This window comes from Nonomuraea sp. C10, from assembly GCF_008017515.1.
In the GTDB taxonomy this organism is placed as follows: Bacteria; Actinomycetota; Actinomycetes; order Streptosporangiales; family Streptosporangiaceae; genus Nonomuraea; species Nonomuraea ferruginea.
In genome coordinates, this window is record NZ_VPFF01000001.1 from 2,772,335 (window position 1) to 2,795,503 (window position 23,169).

Annotated in this window: 21 protein-coding genes; 17 read left to right on the forward strand and 4 right to left on the reverse strand. The window is 73.6% G+C overall.

Translation table 11 applies throughout. The annotated features are described in order from the left end of the window. Window positions 1–23 precede the first annotated feature (23 nt). Entirely contained in the window at window positions 24–593 is a 570-nt protein-coding gene (locus FR742_RS12615) for a VOC family protein (RefSeq protein WP_148031139.1), read from the reverse strand. Window positions 594–628: 35 nt separating this feature from the next. Between FR742_RS12615 and FR742_RS12620 the strand changes: the two genes are divergently transcribed. From FR742_RS12620 to FR742_RS12640, 5 genes are all read left to right on the forward strand, one after another. Further along, window positions 629–1,375, forward strand: a complete 747-nt coding sequence (locus FR742_RS12620; protein ID WP_148031140.1) for a FadR/GntR family transcriptional regulator — start codon at window positions 629–631, stop codon at window positions 1,373–1,375. Between the two features lie 173 nt (window positions 1,376–1,548). Further along, entirely contained in the window at window positions 1,549–1,794 is a 246-nt protein-coding gene (locus FR742_RS12625; protein WP_148031141.1) for a hypothetical protein, read from the forward strand. Further along, window positions 1,791–3,503 (forward strand): hypothetical protein, encoded by a 1,713-nt coding sequence (locus tag FR742_RS12630; RefSeq protein WP_148031142.1) that lies wholly within the window; start codon window positions 1,791–1,793, stop codon window positions 3,501–3,503. The genes FR742_RS12625 and FR742_RS12630 overlap by 4 nt, the downstream gene beginning before the upstream one ends. Further along, the gene (locus FR742_RS12635; protein WP_148031143.1) at window positions 3,500–4,270 is read left to right on the forward strand and encodes an acyl-CoA thioesterase domain-containing protein; all 771 of its coding nucleotides are present in this window, start codon (window positions 3,500–3,502) and stop codon (window positions 4,268–4,270) included. The genes FR742_RS12630 and FR742_RS12635 overlap by 4 nt, the downstream gene beginning before the upstream one ends. Before the next feature lie 17 nt (window positions 4,271–4,287). Beyond that, window positions 4,288–5,025, forward strand: coding sequence for an NIPSNAP family protein (locus tag FR742_RS12640; protein WP_222708914.1), 738 nt, complete (start codon window positions 4,288–4,290; stop codon window positions 5,023–5,025). Window positions 5,026–5,107: 82 nt separating this feature from the next. On the opposite strand, the gene FR742_RS12645 is transcribed toward FR742_RS12640, so the two are convergent. Continuing rightward, window positions 5,108–7,225: an acetate--CoA ligase family protein gene (locus tag FR742_RS12645; protein WP_148031144.1), complete on the reverse strand. Its 2,118-nt coding sequence runs from the start codon at window positions 7,223–7,225 to the stop codon at window positions 5,108–5,110. 71 nt (window positions 7,226–7,296) lie between these two features. On the opposite strand from FR742_RS12645, the gene FR742_RS12650 reads away from it, so the two are divergent. Genes FR742_RS12650 through FR742_RS12660 form a run of 3 tightly spaced genes read left to right on the forward strand, consistent with a single transcriptional unit; the run spans window position 7,297 to window position 12,401 of the window. Beyond that, complete coding sequence (locus FR742_RS12650; RefSeq protein WP_148031145.1) at window positions 7,297–8,130, forward strand: SDR family NAD(P)-dependent oxidoreductase; 834 nt, start codon at window positions 7,297–7,299, stop codon at window positions 8,128–8,130. Continuing rightward, on the forward strand, window positions 8,127–10,223 hold the full coding sequence (locus tag FR742_RS12655) for a hydantoinase/oxoprolinase family protein (RefSeq protein ID WP_148031146.1): 2,097 nt from the start codon (window positions 8,127–8,129) through the stop codon (window positions 10,221–10,223). The genes FR742_RS12650 and FR742_RS12655 overlap by 4 nt, the downstream gene beginning before the upstream one ends. 24 nt (window positions 10,224–10,247) lie before the next feature. After that, on the forward strand, window positions 10,248–12,401 hold the full coding sequence (locus FR742_RS12660; protein WP_148031147.1) for a hydantoinase B/oxoprolinase family protein: 2,154 nt from the start codon (window positions 10,248–10,250) through the stop codon (window positions 12,399–12,401). Between the two features lie 77 nt (window positions 12,402–12,478). On the opposite strand, the gene FR742_RS12665 is transcribed toward FR742_RS12660, so the two are convergent. Beyond that, window positions 12,479–13,705 carry a CaiB/BaiF CoA-transferase family protein gene (locus FR742_RS12665; protein ID WP_222708915.1) on the reverse strand — a complete coding sequence of 409 codons (1,227 nt, stop codon included), beginning with the start codon at window positions 13,703–13,705 and terminating at the stop codon, window positions 12,479–12,481. A gap of 96 nt (window positions 13,706–13,801) precedes the next feature. Here FR742_RS12665 and FR742_RS12670 point away from each other — a divergent pair, with 96 nt between their 5' ends. From FR742_RS12670 to FR742_RS12685, 4 genes are all read left to right on the forward strand, one after another. Beyond that, window positions 13,802–14,602, forward strand: a complete 801-nt coding sequence (locus tag FR742_RS12670) for an ABC transporter ATP-binding protein (protein ID WP_148031149.1) — start codon at window positions 13,802–13,804, stop codon at window positions 14,600–14,602. Further along, a complete protein-coding gene (locus FR742_RS12675; RefSeq protein ID WP_148031150.1) occupies window positions 14,599–15,438 on the forward strand; it encodes an ABC transporter permease in 840 nt (279 codons plus the stop codon). The genes FR742_RS12670 and FR742_RS12675 overlap by 4 nt, the downstream gene beginning before the upstream one ends. Before the next feature lie 34 nt (window positions 15,439–15,472). Continuing rightward, window positions 15,473–16,633 carry an ABC transporter substrate-binding protein gene (locus tag FR742_RS12680; protein WP_187281126.1) on the forward strand — a complete coding sequence of 387 codons (1,161 nt, stop codon included), beginning with the start codon at window positions 15,473–15,475 and terminating at the stop codon, window positions 16,631–16,633. Between the two features lie 106 nt (window positions 16,634–16,739). Then, on the forward strand, window positions 16,740–17,555 hold the full coding sequence (locus FR742_RS12685; RefSeq protein ID WP_222708916.1) for an IclR family transcriptional regulator: 816 nt from the start codon (window positions 16,740–16,742) through the stop codon (window positions 17,553–17,555). An 81-nt stretch (window positions 17,556–17,636) separates the two neighbouring features. On the opposite strand, the gene FR742_RS12690 is transcribed toward FR742_RS12685, so the two are convergent. Beyond that, complete coding sequence (locus tag FR742_RS12690) at window positions 17,637–18,194, reverse strand: flavin reductase family protein (protein ID WP_148031152.1); 558 nt, start codon at window positions 18,192–18,194, stop codon at window positions 17,637–17,639. Window positions 18,195–18,346: 152 nt separating this feature from the next. Between FR742_RS12690 and FR742_RS12695 the strand changes: the two genes are divergently transcribed. The 5 genes from FR742_RS12695 to FR742_RS12715 all read left to right on the forward strand — a co-directional run bounded on the left by FR742_RS12695 (window position 18,347) and on the right by FR742_RS12715 (window position 23,169). After that, window positions 18,347–18,955 (forward strand): TetR/AcrR family transcriptional regulator, encoded by a 609-nt coding sequence (locus tag FR742_RS12695; protein WP_148031153.1) that lies wholly within the window; start codon window positions 18,347–18,349, stop codon window positions 18,953–18,955. Between the two features lie 92 nt (window positions 18,956–19,047). After that, a complete protein-coding gene (locus FR742_RS12700; RefSeq protein ID WP_261808495.1) occupies window positions 19,048–20,004 on the forward strand; it encodes a bifunctional MaoC family dehydratase N-terminal/OB-fold nucleic acid binding domain-containing protein in 957 nt (318 codons plus the stop codon). Further along, window positions 20,001–20,426, forward strand: coding sequence for a MaoC family dehydratase (locus tag FR742_RS12705; RefSeq protein WP_148031154.1), 426 nt, complete (start codon window positions 20,001–20,003; stop codon window positions 20,424–20,426). Before FR742_RS12700 ends, FR742_RS12705 begins: the two co-directional genes overlap by 4 nt. Beyond that, a complete protein-coding gene (locus FR742_RS12710; protein ID WP_148031155.1) occupies window positions 20,423–21,598 on the forward strand; it encodes a lipid-transfer protein in 1,176 nt (391 codons plus the stop codon). The genes FR742_RS12705 and FR742_RS12710 overlap by 4 nt, the downstream gene beginning before the upstream one ends. Beyond that, complete coding sequence (locus FR742_RS12715) at window positions 21,595–23,169, forward strand: FadD3 family acyl-CoA ligase (RefSeq protein WP_148031156.1); 1,575 nt, start codon at window positions 21,595–21,597, stop codon at window positions 23,167–23,169. The genes FR742_RS12710 and FR742_RS12715 overlap by 4 nt, the downstream gene beginning before the upstream one ends.

The window sequence follows — 23,169 nt, forward strand, 5'->3', positions numbered from 1 at the left end:
CGGCAAGACCTTGGTGCGGCCGATCACGAAGAGGGGTACACGACGTGGTCGCCGAAGGCGGCGCGCACCACGTCCGCCCGGCGCGCGTCCAGGAGTTCCAGGCACCAGGGCACCTGGGCGTCACGCGACTCCGAGTACAGCCAGAACCCCGGATCGACGGGAAGCGGGCCGCTGCCGCGGGCCACCGCGGACACCGGCGTCCCGGCGGGTCCGGGCCGGAGGCGGGCGGCGGGGGAGTAGGTGACGTCGGCGTGGTCGGCGAGCGCGGCGACGGCGTGGTCCAGGTCGCGCACCCAGAAGGCCAGATGGTGGATGCCGGGGCCGCGGGTCTCCAGCCAGGCCGAGGTGCGGGTGCGGCCCTCCAGCGGCTCGACCAGCTCGATCGCCGTGTCCGCCAGGCGGGCCATGGCGATCCTGGAGCGGGACGGGCCCTGCCGCTCGCCGTGCAGCTGGAGGAGGCCGGCCGGCTGGTCGATCTCGGTGACCAGCCAGTCGGAGACGCCCAGCAGCGTGCCCCAGGTACGGGTGAACTCCGCCACGCTGGGCACGGCGATGCCCACGTGGCACAGTCCGAGCAGGCCGAGATCGGTCATCGGGTCCTCCTGTGCGTGCTGCGTACAATCTGCGGGTGCGAGTTGATCCCGGTGAGCGCCGCCCGAAGCTGTCTCTCGAGGTCGCCAGGCAGATCGTGGAGACGATGCGCGACAGCGGCATGGGCCCGGGCGACCGCTACCTGCCGGAGGCCGAGGCGATGCGGCGGCACGGCGTGGGGCGGGGCACCTACCGGGAGGCGCTCCGGTTCCTGGAACACCAGGGGCTGATCGTGATGCGGCCGGGGCCGAACGGCGGGCCGGAGATCGTGCAGCCCGGCTGGCCCAACCTCGCCTCCACCGTCGCCCTGCTGCTGCAGTTCGCCGGGGCGCCGCTGAGCTCGGTGCTGGACGCCCGGGTGATGATCGAGCCCGGCCTGGCGGAGCTGGCCGCGCGCAACGCCACCGACGAGGAGCTGGCCGCGATGGCGGGCGACCTCGACGCGATCGAGCGCGGGCTCGGCTCCTACCGGGCCTTCTCCGCGGCTTACGAGTCCTACTGGCGCCACCTGGCCGAGAGCTGCCACAACGAGCTGTTCGCCTTCCTCAGCCCGGCCCTGCGGGCGATCGTGAACAGCGCCGGGTTCGTGCCGGACGAGCGCTACCGCGCGCAGGTGCTGGGCCGGCTGCGCACGGTGCACGCGGCGGTGGCGGCGCGTGACGCGCAGGCGGCCCGCGACGCGATGCGCGAGCTGGAGGAGGAGTTCGGGCGGCGGCTGCGCGAGGGCTACCCCCGGCAGATCGCCCAGGTGATCGACTGGTCGGACGTGCGCGAGCCGTCCTGACTTTCCCGCGCGCACCCGCTTGAGGGTTGCCACCGTTTCAATTTATCGTAGCAATGATAGAAAACATAGCTGAGAAAAACTAGGTACCTGAATTCGCTTCAGGTCTCTTGTCGGCCGCTCGTACGGGCTGTAAGACTAGGTACCTGGTTATGGAAGCAAGGGTGGTGATGGCCGTGACGTCGACCGGAGCGCGGCTGGTGGCGGAGTTCGAGCGGATGGTCAGCCGTGACGGCGGCGAGCTCGTCCTGCTGGCGGAGGACGCCGGCACGATCCGGGTCGGCTACCGGCCCGGCAGCGCGGGTCCCGACTGCGCGGACGACGTGTGCGTCCTGCCGCAGCACGAGCTGAGCCAGCTCATGGCGGAGACGCTGCGCCGCCGCAGCCCAGGAACGGAGATCGTGGTGGAGGTCCTTACATGAGTGCCCGGCTGAGCATCGTCAACCCGGTGGCCACGCCACGCTCCCACGCCGACGGCGACCGGTTCCCGCCCGCGCCGCGGCCGGAGACGCTCGACGGCGCCACGGTGGCGCTCTACTGGAACGGCAAGCAGAACGGCCTCGACGCGCTGGTCAAGGCCCGCGAGCTGATCGAGGCCGCGTACGAGGACGTCACGTTCGTCGAGATGACCGGCGCGCTCGGCGGCACGACCCGCTACCTGTCGGAGGAGCAGCTCACGCTCATCGAGGAGAAGGTCGACGCCCTGGTGGGCACCTCCGCCGACTGCGGCAGCTGCACCTCCTGGCTGATCCGCGACCTGTGCGAGGTGGAGCGGCGCGGCGTGCCGGCGATCGGCTACACCGCGGCGATCTTCGACGAGGACGCCCGGTTCAGCGCCAAGACCTTCGGGGTGCCCGAGGCCTGCCCGGTCATCGTGCCCGAGTGCTTCTCCAACAAGGACACCGCCGAGATCCACCGCATGGTCGAGGAGTCGTTCGCCGAGGTGGTCGAGTGCCTGACCAAGCCGCGGCCGGTGTTCGACGTGCTGCCCGAGTTCGCCTCGATGGTCCTGGAGAGCGCCCCCGAGCTGCACTACGGAGGGGGCGACCTGCTGGAGGCGTTCGACGAGATGCAGCGCCGGTTCGTGGCCAACGGCTGGAGCGACGGCATGCCGCTGGTGCCGCCCACCCGGGCCAAGGTCGACGCCATGATCGCGGCGTCCGGGCTGGACGGCGGCCACGTCGTGGGCGACTTCGCGCCGGGGTTCGGCATCGGCACGGTCGAGAAGATCGCGGCCAACGCGGTCATGGCCGGCTGCCGGCCCGAGACCATGCCGGTGATCATGGCCATGATGGAGTGCGTGCTGGACCCGTCCATCGGGCTGCGCACCTGGGCCATGTCCACCGGCCCGCAGGCGCCCGTGGTGCTGGTGTCCGGCCCGATCGCCGACGAGATCGGCATGAACCGCGGCATGTGCGCCCTCGGCCCCGGCTCCGTCTCCGAGGTCAACATCGCCATCGGCCGCGCCCTGCGGCTGATCATGATGAACGTCGGCCTGTCCTACCCCGGCATCACCGACATGGACACCATCGGCACGCCGATGAAGTTCTCCGCCTGCGTGGCGGAGAACGAGGAGCGCACCCCGTGGGCGCCGTGGCGGGTGCAGCAGGGCCACTCCCTCGAAGACTCCACGGTCACCGTGAACGTGCCGTACGGGATGACCGAGTTCTTCGACTTCCAGAACTCCGACCCGGAGAAGCTCATCGAGAGCTGGTCCACGCTCACCTCCCACGCGGTCGGCACCCCGTCCGCCGGGGCGTGGCTGATCAAGAAGGACGCGCCGCTGGAGGCCGGCTACCCGTTCCACGGCACGTTCTCCAACCTGCTGCTGATGGCGCCCGACCACGCCGCCGCGTTCGCCGCCGCCGGGTGGACGCCCGCCGACATCAAGGAGGCCATCCACCGGCGCACCAAGCTGCCCTTCCGCCAGCTCATGCTCAACCAGTCGATGCCGGCCTTCGAGACCTCGCACCCCGAGCTGCGCTGGCTGCTCGACGCCCCCGAGACGCCGGTCACCGTCAACCCGTCGGCCGACTGCTTCGAGCTGTTCGTGGTCGGGGCCAAGGCGGGGCGCAGCCAGTTCTGCTTCGGCGGCACCAACTCGGTGACCAAACCCGTGATCAGGCGATGACCTGGCCGCTCGGCGGCCCGCCGTCCGACGTGCCCGTGTCCCGCGAGATCTGCTCCGGGACCGGCGCGCTCTTCGGCGGCTGGGGGCTCGGGCTGCTCGCCGACGCCGCCCAGCGCGCTACCGGGCGGCGGCTGCGCGACCTGTCCGCGGCCTTCCTGCGGCCCGTCGCGCGTGGCGCCCGGCTCTCCGTACGGTGCGACGTGCTCACCGAGGGCCGGGCCCTGTCCCACTGCCGCCTCGACGCCACCGACGGCGACCGACCTGCCCTCACCGGCACCGCCGTCGTCGAGGCGGCCCCCGCCGCTGAGGCGGTGGCGCCGGGCGGCGTCGTCGCTCGCCCTGGGACGGTGACCTCGGGCGGCGTCGCGAGCCCGCCGCGGGTTCCCGGGCCGTTGGAGTGTCCGGAGCGCTCGTACGAGTCGGGGTCAGGCGGCGCGATGATGCTCGACGTCCGGGTGGCCGGTGGGTCGCCCGGGTCGGTCCTGTTGTGGGCGCGGGTGCTCTGCGACGTGCCGGACGAGGTGCGGCTCGCGGTGGTCAGCGACCACGTCCCCTACCTGCTGCGCCGGACCCTGCCGGAACGGCCCCGGGTGACCACCGTCAGCGCGTCGCTCCGGCTGTTCGGCGGTCCCGTCGCCGAGTGGGTCCTGCTCGACGTGAGCCTGGTGGCCCGCGCCGGCCGCACCGCCGCCGGCCGGGTGGCGCTGTGGCAGGACGGCGCCTCCCTGGCCGGGGTCGCCGAGCAGACCATGCGCCTCAGCGCCTGAACCTCCGGAGGGTCCCCGTGAACGACAAGATGTACATCCACGAGTTCATCGACGTCACCGGCCACAACCGCGCCCGGTACATGCACCACATGACCGCCAACTTCAGCCCCATCGCCCAGGAGGAGCGCGACCAGCTCTGCTACGGGGTGTGGGGCGTCGTCGGCTCGACCGCCTGGTGGCCGGGCGTGGTCAACATCTGGGAGGAGGACGGGTGGGACGGCCTGGCGTCGTCGTTCCGGCACGAGCTGGGCCACCCGTCGCTGCAGGACCCGAAGCTGGCCGCCTGGTGGGCGGCCGCCGCCGAGATGCGCTCCGGCGGCGTCGACCGCCTGCTCCTGCCCGCGCCGTGGACGCGCACCATCGAGGAGCTGTGCGCCGACGGGGTGCGCGGCGAGGTGTACGCGCACGAGCGGATCACGGTGCCGCCGGGGGACGCGGCCGACTTTCTGGAACGGGTCCGCGACCAGGCCGTCCCGCACTACGGGCGCTTCGGCTGGGACCTGGCCGGCGCCTGGCGGACCGCGCTCGGCGACGACTCCGAGTGCTTCCTGCTCTGGGCCGTGCCGGACTACGAGCGGTGGGCCGCCTTCGAGGCCGCGAACGACGCCGACCGGGCCGCCGGCGGCTGGAAGACCCGGCTCCGCGACACGGCCCGGTCCTTCCAGCGCACCCTCCTGGTCGACGCCCCGCTGTCCCCCATGCGCATCGGCCGCCAACCGGCCCGCTCCGACCGCACCGAGGACTGGGCAGAGTAACCAGACCAGGCCGCCGCACCGTGCGCGGGGCCGGGCCGGGTGTGGGAGCCCGGCCCGGCCCCGCGTCGTGCGGGGGTTCACGTCAGGACGTGATCACCAGGGCGTCGACGGCCACCGCTCCGAGGCCGTCCGGCCGTACCAGCAGGGGGTTGACGTCCAGTTCGCGTATGGAGTCGCCGAGCTCCAGCGCCAGCGTCTGCAGGCGCATGACCGCGTCGGTGACCGCGTCCAGGTCGCCGGCGGGCCGGCCGCGGACGCCGGCGAGCAGCGCCGGCGCGCGGGTCTCGCCGATCATCCGCAGCGCCTCCTCACGGGAGAACGGCGGCACCCGGAACGACACGTCCCGCACCACCTCGGTGAACACCCCGCCCAGCCCGAACGTGATCGTCGGCCCGAACGGCGCCTGGTGGCTGACCCCCAGGATGAGCTCGGCCACCGCGTCGGTCACCTGCGGCTGGACCACCACCCCCGTCAGCCGCAGCCCCGAGGCCCCGGCCACGATCTCCGCGTACGCGTCCCGTACCCCGTCCGCGTCGCGGAGCCCGACCCGGACCAGCCCGAGGTCGGACTTGTGGGCCAGCCCGTCGGCGAGCGCCTTGAGCACCACGGGATACCCGAAGCGGGCCGCCGCCGCCACCGCCTCGTCCGGCGACGCGGCGACCGCCTCCTCCACCACCGGGATCCCGTACGCGCGCAGCACGTCCTTCGCGGCCACCTCGTCCAGCGTCGAGCCGGGCACGAGCCGGTCACGGACGGCGGCCAAGGCGGCGGACGGCTCGCGCGGCGCGTCCGCGAACGGGCCGCGGTAGCCGCGGTGCAGCGCCCAGAAGTCCGCCATCGCCCGGATGCCGCGGACCGCCGTGCGGAAGGAGTGGAACACCGGGATGCCCGCCTCGCACAGCGCCCGATGGTCGGCGTCCCTGATCGGCGACGTCCAGGCGACCACGATCGGCTTGCCGCCCCGCTCGTGCAGCGCGATCAGGTCGCGGGTGATGGCGTCGCTCATGCCGGGGAACACGCCGGTGATCGGCGCGAGCAGGACGTCGGTGTTGGCGTCCTCGATCAGCGCCTCCAGCACCTTGCGGCCCTCGGGCCGGGCGGTCGCGACGCCGCCCGTGTCGACCGGGTTGCCGAGGTGCAGGTAGCCTGGCAGCAGCTCGCGCAGCCGGGCGATCGTACGCTCCTCCAGCCGGGGCAGCGGCACCCCGGCCAGGCCGCACAGGTCGGCCACGTGCGAGCCGGTGCCGCCTGACATGACGCACAGCGCCACCCGGTCCCCGGCCAGCGGCGGCGTGTGGCAGAACGCGCCGGAGACCTCGATCGCCTCGTCGATGTCGTCCACCCGGATCACCCCGGACTGGCGGAACACGGCGTCGTGCACCGCGTCGGGGCCGGTCAGGTGCCCGGTGTGCGCCCTGGCCATGGCCTGGCCCTGGTCGCTGCGGCCGACCTTGATGCAGACGATGGGCACGCCCGCCCGCACCGCCTCGTCGGCGGCCAGCCGCATGGTGCGGCCGTCGACGAAGCCCTCGACGTACGCGGCGATGGCGCCGACGCCCGGCGTCCTGGCGAAGTGCGCGGCGAAGTCGGCGAACTCCAGGTCCACCTCGTTGCCGACGGTCGCCCAGGCGTGGACGCCGATGCCCAGCTCCTGCCCCTGCACGACGGGCCGTCCCTGGTTGCCCGACTGGGTCACCACGGCGAGCTTGCGGCCGGGCAGGCCTTCGCGCCACGGCTCGATGAGGTTGAGGTTCGTGTTGGGGCCGATGATCCGCATCGGGCCGCGGGCGACCTCCTCCAGCCGCCGCTGCGCCGCGTGCCCCTCCTCGGTGCCCAGCTCGGCGAAGCCGGCCGCGAACACGTACGCGAACCGCACGCCCTTGGCCAGGCAGTCCTCCAGCACCGGCAGCGGGTCGCGGACGAGCACGATCGCCACGTCGACGTCGCCGGGGACGTCCAGGACGTTGCGGTACGCGGGGACGCCGTCGATGGCGGGCTTGACCGGGTGGACCGGGTGGACGGCGTGGGCCCCCCGCGCGAGCAGGCGTTCCCTGGCCTGGCGCCACTGGGCCCGCTGCGGGCTGCCCTCGGTGTCGGTGGCCCCGATCACCGCGACCGAGCGCGGGGCGAACAGGGGGTCCCAGTCGATGGCCCGCAGGGCGAGCGGGCGGCCGCTGACGTCGAGTGGGGGTGAAGTCATGTGATCAAGCCTAGCTCAAAGAGAGCAATCATGGTTAAGATTGATAAGACAATAATATCAGTGGAGGTGGCATGGACCTCAGCGCGAAGGCGATCCTGGTGGTGGGAGCGGCCCGCCCGCCCGGCATCGGCCGGGCCACGGCGCTACGGCTGGCCAGGGCCGGCGCGCGGCTGGTCCTCGCCGACGCCGTGGACGTGTCCCAGGGAGGCGCGGGCACCGGCAGGGTGGCGGCGGCGAAGCTGGAGGACGTCGCGGCCGAGGTGTCCGAGGCCGCCGGGCGGCCGGTGGCCGCGTTCCCGGTCGACCCCACCGACCCGGCCTCGGTCGAGGAGCTCGTGGCCCGTGCCGTCGGGGAGCTGGGCCGCCTCGACGCCTGCTGCAACCTGGTCGGCGCCACCGGCTCGGCGCTCGGCGACGGTCCGCTCGCGGCCACCGGCCCGGACGCCTGGCAGCGCGGCCTGGACTGGAACCTCACCGCCGCCTGGCTCATCGCCCGCGCCTGCGTGCCCCCGCTCACCGCGGCCGGCGGCGGCGCCATCGTCACCCTCTCCTCGTACGCGGGCCTGACCCCGGTCGCCGACGCCGGCGTGGTCGGCGTGGCCCGCGCCGCGGTCAACCACCTCACCGCGGCGCTCGCCGGCGAGCTCGGCCCGCTCGGCATCCGGGTCAACACCGTCTGCCCGCTCGGCGTCCACCCGGGCGACCCCCGGTTCCCCAACCCCGGCCTGGTCAGGCTGGCCGAACGCGAAGGGCTCCCGCTGGCCGACTGGCTCGCCCGCACCATCCCGCTCGGCCGCGGCCAGTCGGCGGACGAGGTGGCCGCCGCCGTCGAGTTCCTCGTGTCCGACGCCGCCTCGTTCGTCAGCGGAGTGAACCTCCCGGTCGCGGGCGGGGCCGCCGCATGATCCAGACGGAGACGAGCGGCGTCAAGGCGTTCATCGGCGTCGACACCGGCGGCACCTTCACCGACACCGTGGTCACCCTCTCCGACGGCCGCCTGGGCGTCGGCAAGGCGCTCAGCACCCCCGGCCGGGTCGAGCAGGGCGTGCTCGACTCCATCGGGCAGGCCGCCGCCGCGCTCGGCCTCACCCTGTCCGAGCTGCTGTCCCGTACGGTGATCCTCACCCACGGCACCACGGTCGGGCTCAACGCGCTCCTCACCGGCGGCGGCGCCCGCGTCGGCCTGCTCACCACCGCCGGGTTCGAGTCCACGCTGCCCATCGCCAAGGCCAACAAGCTGCACGGCCTGGACGAGCTGGACGTCACCATGCCGGTCCGCTGGCGCAAGCCGGACCAGCTCGTCGCCCGCTCCCGCACCGCCGGCGTCAGCGAGCGCGTCGACGTGTCCGGCGCCGTCGTGCGGCCGCTCGACGAGGAGCAGGCCCGGGCCGCCATCCGGCGCCTCGCCGAGTGCGGCGCCGACTCGGTCGCCGTCTGCCTGCTGTGGTCGCCGGTCAACGACGGGCACGAGCGGCGGCTGGCCGCCCTGGTCGCCGAGGAACTGCCCGGCGTGCACGTCTCCTGCTCCTCCGCCATCGCCCCGGTGGTGGGCGAGTACGAGCGCACGTCCACCGCCGTGCTGGACGCGTACGTGGCCCCGGTCGTCGCCACCTACCTGCGCGCGCTGCAGGAACGGCTGCGCGAGCACGGCTTCGGCGGGGTGCTGATGATCCTGCGCACCGGCGGCGGCGCCGAACCCGTCGAGCACACCCTGCGCGCCCCGGTGAACACCCTGCGCTCCGGACCCGTCGCCGGGCTCGCCGCCACCGCCGCGCTCGCCGCCGAACTGGGGCACGCCAACGTCGTCGCCACCGACGTCGGCGGCACCAGCTTCGACGTCGGGCTCGTCATCGGCGGCGCCATGCAGCGGGCGAGCACCCCGATGGTGCACCGGCACGCGCTGGCCATCCCGGTGGTCGAGGTCGAGTCCATCGGCACCGGCGGCGGCAGCCTCGCCTGGCTCGACCAGGGCCTGGGCGCGCTGCGGGTCGGCCCGCGCAGCGCGGGCGCCGACCCCGGTCCGGCGAGCTACGGCCGGGGCGGCACCCGTCCGACGCTCACCGACGCCTCCGCCGTCCTCGGCTACCTGAACAGACTCGGCGAGTCGATGCCGCTCGACGTGGCGGCCGCCCGCGAGGCGATCCGCGCGCACATCGCCGAGCCGCTCGGCATCGGCGTCGTGGCCGCCGCCGAGGGGATCGTCCGCATCGCCGCCGACCAGATGCGCGACCTGATCCGCCGCACCACGATCCAGCGCGGGCACGACCCGTCCGCGTTCGCGCTGGTCGCCTTCGGCGGCGCGGGGCCGCAGTACGCGAGCTGGTACGCCGACGGGCTCGGCGCGACGGACGTGATCATCCCGAACCTGGCCGCCGAGCTGTCCGCGTACGGGGCGGTGTCCAGCGACCTGAGCATCGGCGTCGAGCGCGGCCTCGTCCCCGGGCCCGTCGCCGAGGCCGGCCCGGCCGTCGCGGCCGCGCTGGCGGAGCTGGCCGGCGGCATCGAGGCGGACCTGCCCGGCGCGGTGGACAGCGTCACCGCGGTGTCCGGCCGCGCCCCCGTCCTGCGCCACACCGTGGCCCTGCGCTTCTACCGCCAGCAGCGCCGCATCGAGCTGCCGGTCGCCGTGCCGGTGGACGCCGCCGAGCTGGCGCGGCTGGAGTCGGAGTTCCGCAAGCGGTACGAGGAGATCGTCGGCGCCGGCACCGCCGCCGACGGCACCCCGGTCGAGGCGGTCGGCGTCCGGGTCGAGCTGGTGGCCCCGGTGCCGGTGCCGCCCCCGGTCACGCGGCCGGGCGGCGCGGCCGAGCCGGTGGACGAGCGGGCCGCCTGGTTCGCCGGAGCCGAGCACCGCTGCGCCGTCTACGACTGGCGCCGCCTGAGCGCCGGCTGCGAGATCACCGGACCCGCCTTCGTCGAGTCCGGCCAGACCACCGTCGTGCTCCCCCCGGGGCGCCGGGCGCGCATGGACGCCGGCGGCCACCTCCACCTGACCTGATCCCCGAGCTGACAAGGAACAGCGATGATCGACGAGATCACGTTCGAGGTGCTCAGGCACCGGCTCGACACGATCAACGACGACGCGGCCGCGGTGCTGGCCCGGCTGTCCGGCTCGCACCTGGCCGCCGAGGCCAGGGACCTCAACACCGCGATCATGGCGCCGGACGGGCGGGTCGTCTGCTGCGGCCGGTACGTGCTCGCCCAGGTCGTCTCGATGCACCTGGTCGTACGGGACATCCTGGAGAACTACGCGGACAATCCCGGCTTCGGCCCCGGCGACCAGTTCGTCACCAACGACCCCTACATCGGCACCCTGCACCAGCCCGACGTGGTCGTGGTCGCGCCCATCTTCGTGGACGGCGCCCTCGTCGGCTGGTGCGGCTCCACCGCCCACCAGGCGGACGTGGGCGGCCCCAACCCGGGCGGCATCACGTATGACGCCCGCTCCATCTTCGACGAGGCGGTGCCCATGCCTCCGGTGCGGATCGTCGAGGGCGGCCGGCTGCGCCGCGACCTCGAACGCGAATATCTCGTACGCTCCCGTACGGCCGAACTGAACCGGCTGGACCTGGTCGGCCAGGTGGCCGCCAACCGGAGCGTCACCGCCGAGGTGGGCAGGCTGTGCGGGCAGTACGGCGCGGACGCGGTGGCGGCCGTCATGGACCGGCTGCTGGAGCGTACCGAGGCGCTGCTGCGCGAGCGGCTGCGCGCGCTGCCGGACGGCCGCTGGCGGCACGTCGCGTACGTCGAGTACCGCCCGCACGGCGGCACCACCGAGGCCGTGTACGCGGTGCGGCTGACCATGACCAAGCGCGGCGACGACTTGGAGCTGGACTTCACCGGAAGCGACCCGCAGGCGCCCGGCACCATCAACGCCGCATACCCCGCGCTGGCCGGGTTCGCGATCGGCGGCGTGCTCATCTACCTGTGCGGCGGCCTGCCCTGGGTGCCCGGCGGGGTGTGGCCGGTCGTGCGGATCCGCAGCCGCGAGGGCACCGTCGTGCACGCCCGGTGGCCCGCCGGGGTCGCCATGAGCACCGCCGCCACGTGTCAGGCGGTCCGGGTCTCCGTCAACGCGTGCCTCGCCAGGATGCTGGAGGCGTCGCGGGACCTGGCGCACCTGGTGATGGCGAGCTGCCAGGCCGCGGGCGGCGGGGGCGGGACGGTGCACGGGGAGCGCGGCGACGGCACCTCGTACGCCACCATGACGCTCGACGAGATCACCGGCGGCGGCGGCGCCACCTGGTCCGGCGACGGCGCGGACTCCTCCGGCTACACCACCTCGCCCGGCGCTTCGTGCGCGAACGTCGAGGTCAACGAGGCGTACCTGCCGCTGCTGTACGAGCGGCGCGCCGAACTGGCCGACACCGGCGGACCCGGACGGCACCGCGGCGGCGTCGGCACCCTGCACGCGCTGACCCCGCACGGGGACGGGGCCTCGATGACCATGATGTCGTTCGGCCAGGGGTTGCAGCATCCGCTGGCGGCGGGGGTGTGCGGGGGCGAGTACGGCGGGCAGAGCGTCGTGGCCGTCGTGCCCGATCTCGCGGATCTGGAGGACGAGGGGGAGCGGCGGCTGCCCATGCCGTCGGCGACCGTGCCGATCCGGACGGGCGACCTGCTGGTCTCCGTCTCCCAGGGCGGCGGCGGGCTGGGCGACCCGCTGGACCGCGACCCGGCCGCCGTGCTGGACGACGTCCTGGACGGCCTGGTGTCGGTACGCGGCGCGCTGCGCGACTACGGCGTCGTCGTCACCGGCGACCCGCGGCGGCCGGACGGGCTGCGCGTCGACGATCCCGCCACGTCCCGGTGCCGCGACGACCGCAGGCACGCCAGGATCGGCCGACCGCCCGCGCCCCCTGCCCCCTCCCGCCAGGGCCGTCCCCTCTCGGCCGTCCTCGACCTCCTCCCACCGGACGGCGACGCGCCGCACCGGGAGGGCGTCGTGGCGTGCGGGCGGTGCGGCACCGTGCTGTGCGGCGCGGCCGGGAACGTGTACGAGCACCTTGTCGTGTCCGACGCGTCCCCGGCCGAGCGCAGCCCGCTCGGCGCCGTGTACGAGGGCGCTGACCGTTTCGTCCTGCGGCGTCTCTACTGCCCGGCCTGCGCCGTCCAGATCGACGTCCAGGTCTGCCGCACGGGCGACCCGGTGCTGGCGGCCATCGAGGTGCTCTGACCCGAGCACGACGCGCGGCCCGCCGCCCCCGGGTGGCCCCGGGGGCGGCGGTTCCGCGGTGTGGTGACCGCTGGGGGTCAGCCCAGAACGCCGGCTTCGCGGAGTTCGGCCAGTTCGGACGCCGGGACGCCCAGGGAGGTCAGGACCTCGTCCGTGTGCTGACCGGGGGTGGCGGCGGGGGAGGGGCGGGCGAGTTCCTCGTCCTCCAGGTGGACGGGGAGCGGCAGCAGGTCGGCGCCGTACTCGGCGGCGGGCAGCCACGGGGTGCGGGCGGCGAAGTGCGGATCGGCGGGAAGGGTCGCGGGGGAGTTCACCGGCGCTATCGGCACGTCGGCGGTCAGCCCGAGCCGGATCCAGCCGGCCGTGTCACGGGTGCGGAAGATCTCGGTCAGCTCGGCGCGCAGCCGGTGGTCGCCGAGCGCGTGGTCGGCGACCTCTCCGCCGGGGGTGTCGCCGAGCAGGTCGGGCCGCTCGACCGCGTGGCAGAACCGCTCCCAGAACTTCCGCTCCGTCGCCATGATCAGGACGTGCCCGTCGGCGCTCGGGTACACCTGGTAGCGCACGCTGTCGCCCATCCCCGCCGTGCCCGGCTCGCGGCGTACCCCGCCGTCGGACGGGTTGCCGGTCACCTCGGTCGCCGGCCGCAGATGCGCCCGGTGCCCTTCGATCGTCAGCCAGTCCACCGACGCGGCCGCCTCGGCCTGGGCGATGTCGATCGCGCACCCCCGCCCGGTGCGCGCCGCCCGCAGCACCGCGGCCAGGATGGCGCTCGCCGCCAGCAGGGGCGCCACCCGGGTCCCGAGCGGCACGTTCAGCTCGGCCGAGGCGAACCCCCGCTCGTCGGTCCCCAGCCGCAGCCCGCCCGCCCAGGCGTCGAACGCCACCCCGTGCGCGGCCAGCCCGGCGTACGGGCCGGTGGTGCCGTACCCGGAGACCGTGCACCACACCAGCGCGGGGTGGCGCTCGCGCAGCTCGGCCGAGCCGAGCCCGCGCCGGGCGAGCACGCCCGGCCGCATGCCCTCGATGACGACGTCGCTCGCCTCGACGAGGCGGGCGGCCAGCCGGGCGCCCTCCGGCCGCTGGATGTCGAGGGCGAGGCTGCGCTTGCCCCGGCCGAGGTGATGGTGCATGAGGGACACGCCGTTCACGAACGGCCACCCGACCTGGCGGATGTAGTCGCCCCCGCCGGGACGCTCCACCTTCACCACGTCGGCGCCGAGGTCGGCGAGGACGGTGCCGACACCTCCCGCTTCGAGGAGAGCGAACTCCACCACGCGGACACCTTCGAGCAGCCGGACCGCCACGTTGCCTCCTGATCGTTGACTTGTCTCTATTCTCATTACTATCTTGTAAATAATAGCAATGCTAAATCTAATATCCCCTCGCCGACAGGGAGACCCATGGATCACGTTGGCCGGCGCATCGCCGCCCGCGACGTCACCCGCTCCTTCGTCACGACCGGCCGCTCGACCGTGCACGCCCTGGGACCAGTCGACCTGTCGATCGGCGATGACGAGTTCCTCTGCGTGGTGGGGCCGTCAGGTTGCGGCAAGTCGACCCTGCTCAAGATCATCGCGGGCCTGCTGGCGCCGTCCTCGGGAGAGGTCGCGGTCGAGATCTCCGGAGACAACCGCATCCCCATCGCGATGGTCTTCCAGGACTACGGCATCTACCCGTGGAAGACCGTCCGCGCCAACGTCGAGCTCGGGCTCCGGCTCAGCGGCCGGCCTCCCGCCGAACGGCGTGAGACGGTGGACGACTGGCTCGGCCGCCTCGGGCTGACCGACTTCGCCGACGTCTACCCCAGCGCGCTGTCCGGCGGCATGCGCCAGCGCGTCTCCATCGCCCGAGCGCTGGCCATCGACCCCGAGGTCCTGCTCATGGACGAGCCGTTCGCGGCGCTCGACGCCCAGCTCCGCGAGGTGCTGCAGGACGAGCTGCTGGCCATCTGGCAGGCCAGGCGGCGCACGGTCGTGTTCGTCACCCACAGCCTGGAGGAGGCGCTGCTGCTCGGTGACCGGGTGGTCGTGATGAGCGCGCGGCCCGGCCGCGTCATCGCCGACATCGACGTCCCGTTCGAGCGCCCCCGCTCCAGCGCCATCCGCACCGATCCCCTGTTCGCCAAGTTGCGCGGCGAGCTCTGGTCGAGCCTGCACTCCGAGGTCGTCGCCCAGTTCGACGCCGGGAAGGACCCGCGATGAGCACGACGTTGTACCGCCGTCCCGGGGTGGCCGAACTGCATCCCGTACGGACCCGCCGCCGCTGGAACGCGACCAAGGTCGTGCTCGGCGTCTCGGTGCCCGTGGGGTTCGTGGTGCTGTGGCAGCTCAGCGCCGTGCTCGAATGGGTGGACCCGTTCCTCTACCCGCCGCCGAGCCGGTTGATCCCGGGCCTCGTCGCGCTGTGGGAGGACGGCAAGCTGGTCGAGGCCACCGTCACCAGCGTCCGCCGGGTCATACTCGGCTACCTGCTGGGGGCCGCGGGCGGGCTCGTGGTCGGCCTGCTCATGGGCATGTCGCGGGTGTTGCGCGCGGCGCTCGAACCCTTCTCCTGGGCCTGGTACACCGTGCCCAAGCTGGCGCTGCTGCCGATCTTCCTGACCATCTTCGGCTTCGGCGACACCTCGGTCGTGGTCCTGATCGCGGCGACCGTCTACTTCTTCGTCTGGATCTCGGTCATGTCGGCCGTCATGGCGGTGCCCACCGGCTACCGCGAGGCCGCGCTGATGCTGCGCGCCAACCGGTGGGAGATGTTCCGCCACGTGCTGCTCCCCGCCGCGCTCCCGGAGATCTTCGTCGGCCTGCGGATCTCCGCCGGCGTCTCCGTCCTGATGCTCGTCGGCATCGAGTTCGTGATCAGCGACCAGGGTCTCGGCTATCTCATCGAGCAGGGCCGCACCCTGCTGCTGCTGGAACAGAGCTACGTCGGCATCGTGCTCGTCGCCCTCATCGGCTATCTGTTCGCGCTCCTGGTGAAGGCCATCGGCCGGCTGTTCATCCGGTGGACGTCCGACGACAACGCGATCATCCCGACCTGACCCCCCCTTCCGCATGTTCATCCTGGAGGAACCCATGTCCAGATTCCGCGTCCTGGGCGCCGCGCTGCTGTTACTGTCCGCCGCGGCGTGCGGCGGTGGCGGCGGGGAGCCGTCGGCCGCGCCCGCCACCGACCTCGGCGCGGTCGTGCCCGTCGAGGGCTGCGGGCCGGACTCGTACGTCGACCCCGCCGACCTGAGCCCGGACCGCAAGATCGCCCGGTGCGAGGCGGGCACGCCCGCGGCGCAGCCGCTCAAGGAGCCCGCGACCATCCGCATGACCTCCGCGTCCCGCTCCAGCAGCCTCGCGCCGATCTTCGTCGGGATGGCGCAGGGCGAGTTCGAGAAGGAGAACCTGAAGATCGAGTTCTCCGTCCTGCCGTTCGCCGACGCGATGCCGCAGCTCGCCGCCGGCCGGGTGGACGTCTCGTACGGCGGCACCGAGGCGGGCCTGTTCAACGCGGTCAGCCAGGGGCTGGACATCAAGTGGGTGCTGGGCAACTTCGTCGAGCCGAAGGCGGCCGACCTGTCCCAGCCGCAGACCGGGCTGTGGGCCCGCCGCGACATCTTCTCCGACCCGGCCGATCCGGACCTGAAGGAGCTGAAGGGCAAGACCCTCGGCTCCACCGTGGGCGCCGCCTCCGCGATCGCCTACCCGATGGACAAGGCCCTGCGCGAGCACGGCATCACGCTGGGGGACATGGAGATCAAGCAGCTCCCGGCCGCCGACCTGATGACCGCGCTGTCCAACAAGGCCATCGACACCGCCTGGCTGCTGGACCCGTACTGGCTGGCCGCGGCCGACCAGCCGGACAGCTACGTGCTCGTCGGCGGGCAGCCGGCGGGTGAGCCGCTCGGCGGCTTCTACGCGGGCAAGTCGATGATCGAGGAGCGGCCCGAGGTGCTCCAGGCGTTCGTCCGCGCGTACATCCGCACGGTCAACACCTACCTGGACGGCGACTACATCAAGGACGACAAGGTGCTGGACGCCATGGCGGAGGGCACCCAGCAGCCGCGCGACTCGCTGACCCGCACGCCGTCGCTCACCTTCGACTGGGAGATCCGCCAGGGGACCGGCGAGTCGGAGCAGAAGGTGTTCATCGCCTTCAAGACCGTGAAGTACGCGGACGTCATCGCGGAGGACCGGTACGTGGACCGCTCGTTCTACGCGAGGGCGGTGGGCCACAGCGCCTCCTGACCCCAGCGGCGTCCCGGGCCCGGCGCGTGACGGCGCCGGGCCTTCCCACGGGTACGTCCCGTTGTTAGGGTCCACGCAAGAATTCATTTCAGATTTGGGAGGTGTGATGACCCCTCTCAACGCGGGCGCGGAGCCGCCGCCGTCCATGGTCGAGCGGATGACGCTCATCATGGACGCGTTCGCCGGCCGCGCCGCCCTGCTCACCCTGGAGGACGTCGCCCGCCGGACCCGGCTGCCGCGCTCCACCGCGCACCGCATCCTCGACCAGCTCGTCAGGCTCGACTGGCTGGAGCACACCTCGTCCGGCTACCGCCTGGGCCGGCGCGCGCTCGGGCTCGGCGGCGACGGCGGCCACGGCCGGATCCGCGAGGCCGCCGCGCCGCTGCTGCACGAGCTTCAGCTGAGCAGCGGCCTGGTCGTCCACCTCGCGGTCCTCGACGGCGCCGACGTGCGCTTCCTGGACAAGGCCGGCGGCCCGTTCGCGCGGTCGGTGCCGTCCAGGGTCGGCGGCCGCGCGCCCGCCCGCGCCACCGCGCTCGGCCGGGCGATCCTCGCCTGGCTGGAGCCGGAACGGGTGGAGGCGCTCATCGGCGACCCGGGCTCCCTGCACCAGGAGCTGCACCGCGTCCGGCAGCGCCGCGGGCTGGCCTTCGAACGCGGCGACTGCTTCCCCGGCATCACGTCGGTCGCGGCGGCGATCCGCGGGCCCGAGGGGCCGGTGGCGGGCATCTCGCTGGCGGGCGACTCCCGCGCGCCGCTGGAGCGGGTGGCGCCGCTGGTGCGCGACGCCGCGCGGCAGGCGTCGCGCGCGCTGTTCCCCGAGCCGGAGCCGCTCCGGCACGCCGCCCGCGTGCCGCACCGGGGACGGCTCCCCGGACCGATCGACCGGCTGCTCACCGCCGGACGAGGCGACCGGTCCTGATCCCCGCGGCAGCCCACGCGCCTGCCCGGACGATCGTCGTGCGCCGGTCCTTGCTCCTGTCCAGGGGTTCGCGGGCCGGACTCAGTAGTCGCCCCAGCTCCACAGGTTGGCGCCGGGCTCGCCGGGCCGCCGCTCGCCGAGACCGAACCGGCCGCGGTAGAACAGCATCGGCTGCTGCTCGGTGACCGGTTCGAGCTCCCGTACCAGACCGATGACCACGTCGTGGTCGCCCGCGACGTGCACGTCGCGCACCTCGCCGTGCACCCGCAGCAGCACGTCGCGCAGGGCGGGGACGCCCCAGCGGGACAGATCCCAGCCGAGGCCGTCGAACTTCCCGCCGGTGCTGGACCCGAACCGGCCGCAGAGCTCGACCTGGTCCTCGCCCAGCACGTTCACGCAGAAGCGGCCGCTCTTCCTGATGCGCGGCCAGGCGCGCCCCCGGTGATCGGCGCAGAAAAGGATCAGCGGCGGCTCCAGCGACACCGACGCGAACGACTGGCAGGTGAACCCGACCGGCTCGCCGTCGTCGAGGCCGGTGACCACGGTCACCCCGCTGGCGAACATGCCCATCGCCCTGCGGAACTCGGCCGTGGTAGGTGGGTCGATCAGGGGTTCGGCGTCGGCGAACTCGGCTGTCATCGCTTCCCCTCAACGTGCGCTTGACGACTCGAACCTACAAACCCCCCTCCGGCATTCCACCCCCGGGATCCCGTTGAGTGGAAGACTCCCAGGTCCACGGGCGCGCGGGTGTGTAGGGTCGTGCCATCCCACAGACCGGTCGGGGGGAGAAGGTGCCGAGGATCGCCGAGGTCAGGACACCGGCCGAGCCCAGCTCGCCGGAGCAGCGGGCCCGCCACCTGCGCATCCTCGGGGCGGCGGCGCGGATCGGCGCCGACAGGGGCCTGGAGCGCGTGCAGATGCACGAGGTGGCGAAGGAGGCGGGGGTCGCCATCGCCACCCTCTACCGCTACTTCCCGTCCAAGACCCACCTGTTCACCGCGGTGCTGGCCGAGCAGATCGACCGGTTCAGCGAGAGCATCCGCCGCCCGGAGCCCGCCATCCGCCCGGAGGACGCGGTCGCCGACGTGCTCGTCCAGGCCAGCCGCCAGCTCCTGCGCCGGCCCGCGCTGGCCGCCGCGATGCTCCAGTCGGCCAGCACCGCCAACCCGTCCGTGGTCGCCGACGCCGCGCGCGTCGAGGACACCTCCCGCGACATCATCCTGCGGACGCTGGCCGTCGACGAGCCCACCCCGATGGACGTCACGCTGGTGCGGCTGCTCGTCCAGTGCTGGTACGGGGTGCTGCAGTCCGGGCTCAACGGGCGGCTGCCGATCCCCCGGATGGAGGGCGACCTGCGCATCGCCTGCCGCCTCCTGCTCGCCGGTCGCTCGAACGCCTGACGTCGCTCCCGTTCAGCGGGATTCGCCCTCCTGCCGGGGCTCCCGGATGGTTAACGTCGGAGGCCGGCAGGCGTTGCTCAGGGAGGGACCCGTTGGCCCAGACAGAGCAGGACGGTTACGAGAAACGGCTGGGGGAGTTCGCCGGCCGGGAGGCGGCGCCGCCGCGGCCCGGACCCGACCCGGTCAACGTGCCGATGATCCGCCACTGGGTGGAGGCGATGGGCGACCGCAACCCCGTCTACCTCGACGAGGAGGCCGCCCGCCGGACCGGCCGCGCCGGGATCGTCGCCCCCGCCTCGATGATGCAGGCCTGGACCATGCGCGGGTACGCCGCCGCGACCGCCGGGCAGGACGGCGGGTCCGGCCTGGGCGAGCTGATCGCGCTGCTGGCCGAGGGCGGCTACACCTCGGTGGTGGCGACGGACTCGGAGTTCGCCTTCCACCGCGAGCTGACCGTGGGCGACCACGTCGGGGTGCGCGAGATCATCGAGTCGATCTCGCCGGAGAAGAAGACCGCGCTCGGCGCCGGGCGCTTCGTGACCACCGAGCGCACGTACCTGGACCAGCACGGCGAGACCGTGGCCGTCCAGCGCTGGCGCATGCTGTGGTTCCGCCCCGCTCGGACGCCGCCCGGAGGCCGGGAGCCGACGGCCCTGCGGCCGCGGCCCGCCGTCAACCGGGACAACGCGTTCTGGTTCGAGGCCGCGCGGGAGCACCGCCTGGTCATCCAGCGCTGCGACGCCTGCGGCGCCCTGCGCCACCCGCCCGGCCCCTGCTGCCCCCAGTGCGGCTCGTACGGATGGGACACCGCCGAGGCGTCCGGCCGGGGACGCGTCTACAGCTACGTGATCAGCCACCACCCGCGCCACCCGGCCTTCGAGCCCCCGTACGTGGTCGCGCTCGTGGAGCTGGAGGAAGGCACCAGGCTCGTCACCAACCTGGTCGGCGTCGCCCCCGAGGAGGTCGAGATCGACATGCCGGTCGCCCTCGAATGGCTCGACCCGGACCCTGAGCTGTCGCTCCCGGTGTTCCGGCCGGTGACGGCATGAGGAGCCGCGCGTACGACGAGGTGACGGTCGGCGAGACGCTGCCCGAGCTGCCCGTCCCGCTGACCCGCACGCTGATCGTGGCGACGGCGATCGCCAGTCGTGATTACCAGGACGTGCACCACGACCCCGGCCTGGCCGCCGAGCGCGGCTCCCCGGACGTGTTCATGAACATCCTGACCACCAACGGCCTCATCGACCGGTACGTCACGGAATGGGCGGGACCGGCCGCCGAGGTCAAGGCCATCAAGATCAGGCTCGGCGCGCCCAACTACCCCGGTGACACCATGGTGCTGACCGGGACGGTCACCGCCAAGCACGACGAGGACCGCCGGGTCGAGATCGCCGTACGCGGCGCCAACCGCCTCGGCGCGCACGTCACCGGCACCGTCGCGGTGCGGCTGCCGGGCGGGGCGGAGTCGTGAGCGGGCTGTCCGGGCGGGCGGCGATCGCCGGGATCGGCGCCACCGAGTTCTCCAAGGACTCCGGCCGCAGCGAGCTCCGGCTGGCCTGCGAGGCCGTGCTCGCCGCCGTCGCCGACGCCGGGCTGCGGCCGTCCGACGTGGACGGGATGGTGACGTTCACCGCCGACTCCAGCTCCGAGATCCACATCGCCCGCAGCACCGGCATGGGCGAGCTGAGGTTCTTCTCCCGCGTCCCGCACGGCGGGGGCGCGGCCTGTGGCACCGTCCAGCAGGCCGCGATGGCGGTGGCGACCGGCGTCGCCGAGGTGGTCGTCTGCTACCGGGCCTTCAACGAACGGTCCGGGCAGCGCTTCGGACTCGGCAGGGCCGACGCGCCCTCCGGCGCCGGGGCCGACGACGCCGCCTTCGCCTGGGTCAGCCCGTTCGGGCTGTTCACCCCGGCCCAGTGGGTGGCCATGTTCGCCCGCCGTTACATGCACGAGTACAAGGCCACCGGCGAGGACTTCGGCCGGGTCGCCGTGGTCGACCGCAAGCACGCCGCGACCAACCCGGCGGCCTGGTTCTACGGGCGGCCGATCACCCTCGCCGACCACCAGGCCTCGCGCTGGATCGCCGAGCCGCTGCGCCTGCTCGACTGCTGCCAGGAGAGCGACGGCGGCCAGGCCCTGGTCGTGGTCTCCGCCGAACGCGCCCGCGACCTGCCGCACCCGCCCGCGCTGATCCTCGCCGCCGGCCAGGGCTCCGGCGACGACCAGCACATGATGACCAGCTACTACCGTCCCGAGATCACCGGCATCCCGGAGATGGGCCTGGTCGGACGGCAGCTCTACGGGCAGAGCGGGCTCGGCCCCGCCGACGTCGACGCGGCCGTCCTGTACGACCACTTCACGCCGCTGGTGCTGCCGCAGCTGGAGGAGCTCGGCTTCTGCGGCAGGGGCGAGGCCCGGGACTTCATCGCCGACGGCCACCTGGAGGTCGGCGGCAGGCTGCCGGTCAACACCCACGGTGGCCAGCTCGGCGAGGCGTACATCCACGGCATGAACGGCATCGCCGAGGGCGTGCGGCTGGTCCGCGGCACCTCCGTGAACCAGCCCCCGTCCGTACGGCACGTCCTCGTCACGGCCGGGACCGGCGTGCCGACCAGCGGCCTGATGCTGGGAGCGGACCGGTGAACGAGGACCTGACGATCCCCGGCGTCCTGGCCCGTGCGGTCCGCGAGCACCCGGACGCCGAGGCCGTCGTCGACGGGCCGGTCCGGCTCACCTACGCCGAGCTCGGAGCCCGCGTGCGGGAGGCGGCCAGGGCGTTCGTCGCGGCCGGCGTCCGGCACGGCGACCGGATCGGCATCTGGGCGCCCAACAGCCACCGCTGGGTGGTGACCGCGCTCGGCGCGCTGACCGCCGGCGCCGTCGTCGTGCCCGTCAACACCCGCTACAAGGGCGACGAGGCCCGCTGGATGCTCGGCCGCGGCGGCGTGCGGCTGCTCTTCACCGAGGACGGCTTCCTCGGCAACGGTTATCTCGCCATGCTCGGCCTCACGCCCGGCGCGGGCGTCCCGGCCCTGCCCGGCCTGACCGCTGTCACGTACGACGCCGGACCCCGTCCGGGCGCCACCACCTGGGAGGACTTCCTCGCCGCCGGCGCCTCGGTCGGCGACGAGGAGCTGGACGCCCGCGCCGCCGCCGTCCGGCCCGGCGACGTGGCCGACATCCTCTTCACCTCGGGCACCACCGGCCGCTCCAAGGGCGCCATGTGCACCCACGCCCAGGACGTCAGGACCAACCGCGCCTGGGCCGACAGGACCGGGCTGCGCCACGGCGACCGCTACCTGATCGTCAACCCGCTCTTCCACTCCTTCGGCTACAAGGCCGGCGTCTTCGCCTGCCTGATCAGGGCCGCCACCATGGTGCTGCAGCCGGTCTTCGAGGCGGGCGAGACGATGCGGCTGATCGAGGCCGAGCGGATCACCGTCCTGCCCGGCGCGCCGACCATCTACATCACCATGCTGGACGCCCCGGAACGCGTGCGGCACGACCTGTCGTCGCTGCGCCTCGCGGTCACCGGCGCGTCGGTGGTGCCGGTCGCGCTGGTCCGCCGGATGCGGGCCGAGCTGTTCCCCGAGGTCGTCACCGCGTACGGGCTCACCGAGTCGTGCGGCACGGTCACCGCCTGCTCCGTGGACGACGACGACCGGACCGTGGCCACCACCTCAGGCAGGCCCATCGAGGGCGTCGAGGTGCGGGTGACCGGCGCCGACGGCGCGCCGGTGCCCGCCGGGGAGGACGGCGAGATCCTCGTGCGCGGCCACAACGTGATGCTCGGCTACCTCGGCGACGAGGCCGCCACCGCGGACGCCGTGCGGGACGGCTGGCTGGTCACCGGCGACCGCGGCCGGCTCGACGAGCGCGGCTACCTCACCATCACCGGCCGCTCCAAGGACATGTACGTGACCGGCGGCTTCAACGTCTACCCGGCCGAGGTCGAACAGGCGCTGGCCGGGCACGACGCGGTCGCCGAAGCCGTGGTGACCGGCGTGCCGGACGCGCGGATGGGCGAGGTGGGCCGGGCCTACGTGGTGCCCCGCCCGGGCCTGGCCGTCACGCCGGAGGACCTGATCGGCCACTGCCGGGAGCGGCTGGCCGGCTTCAAGGTGCCCCGCGAGATCGTCCTGGTCGGCGCCCTGCCCCGCAACGCCACCGGCAAGATCGACAAAGCGGCCCTGGCGGGCTCGGCGAAGCCCTGA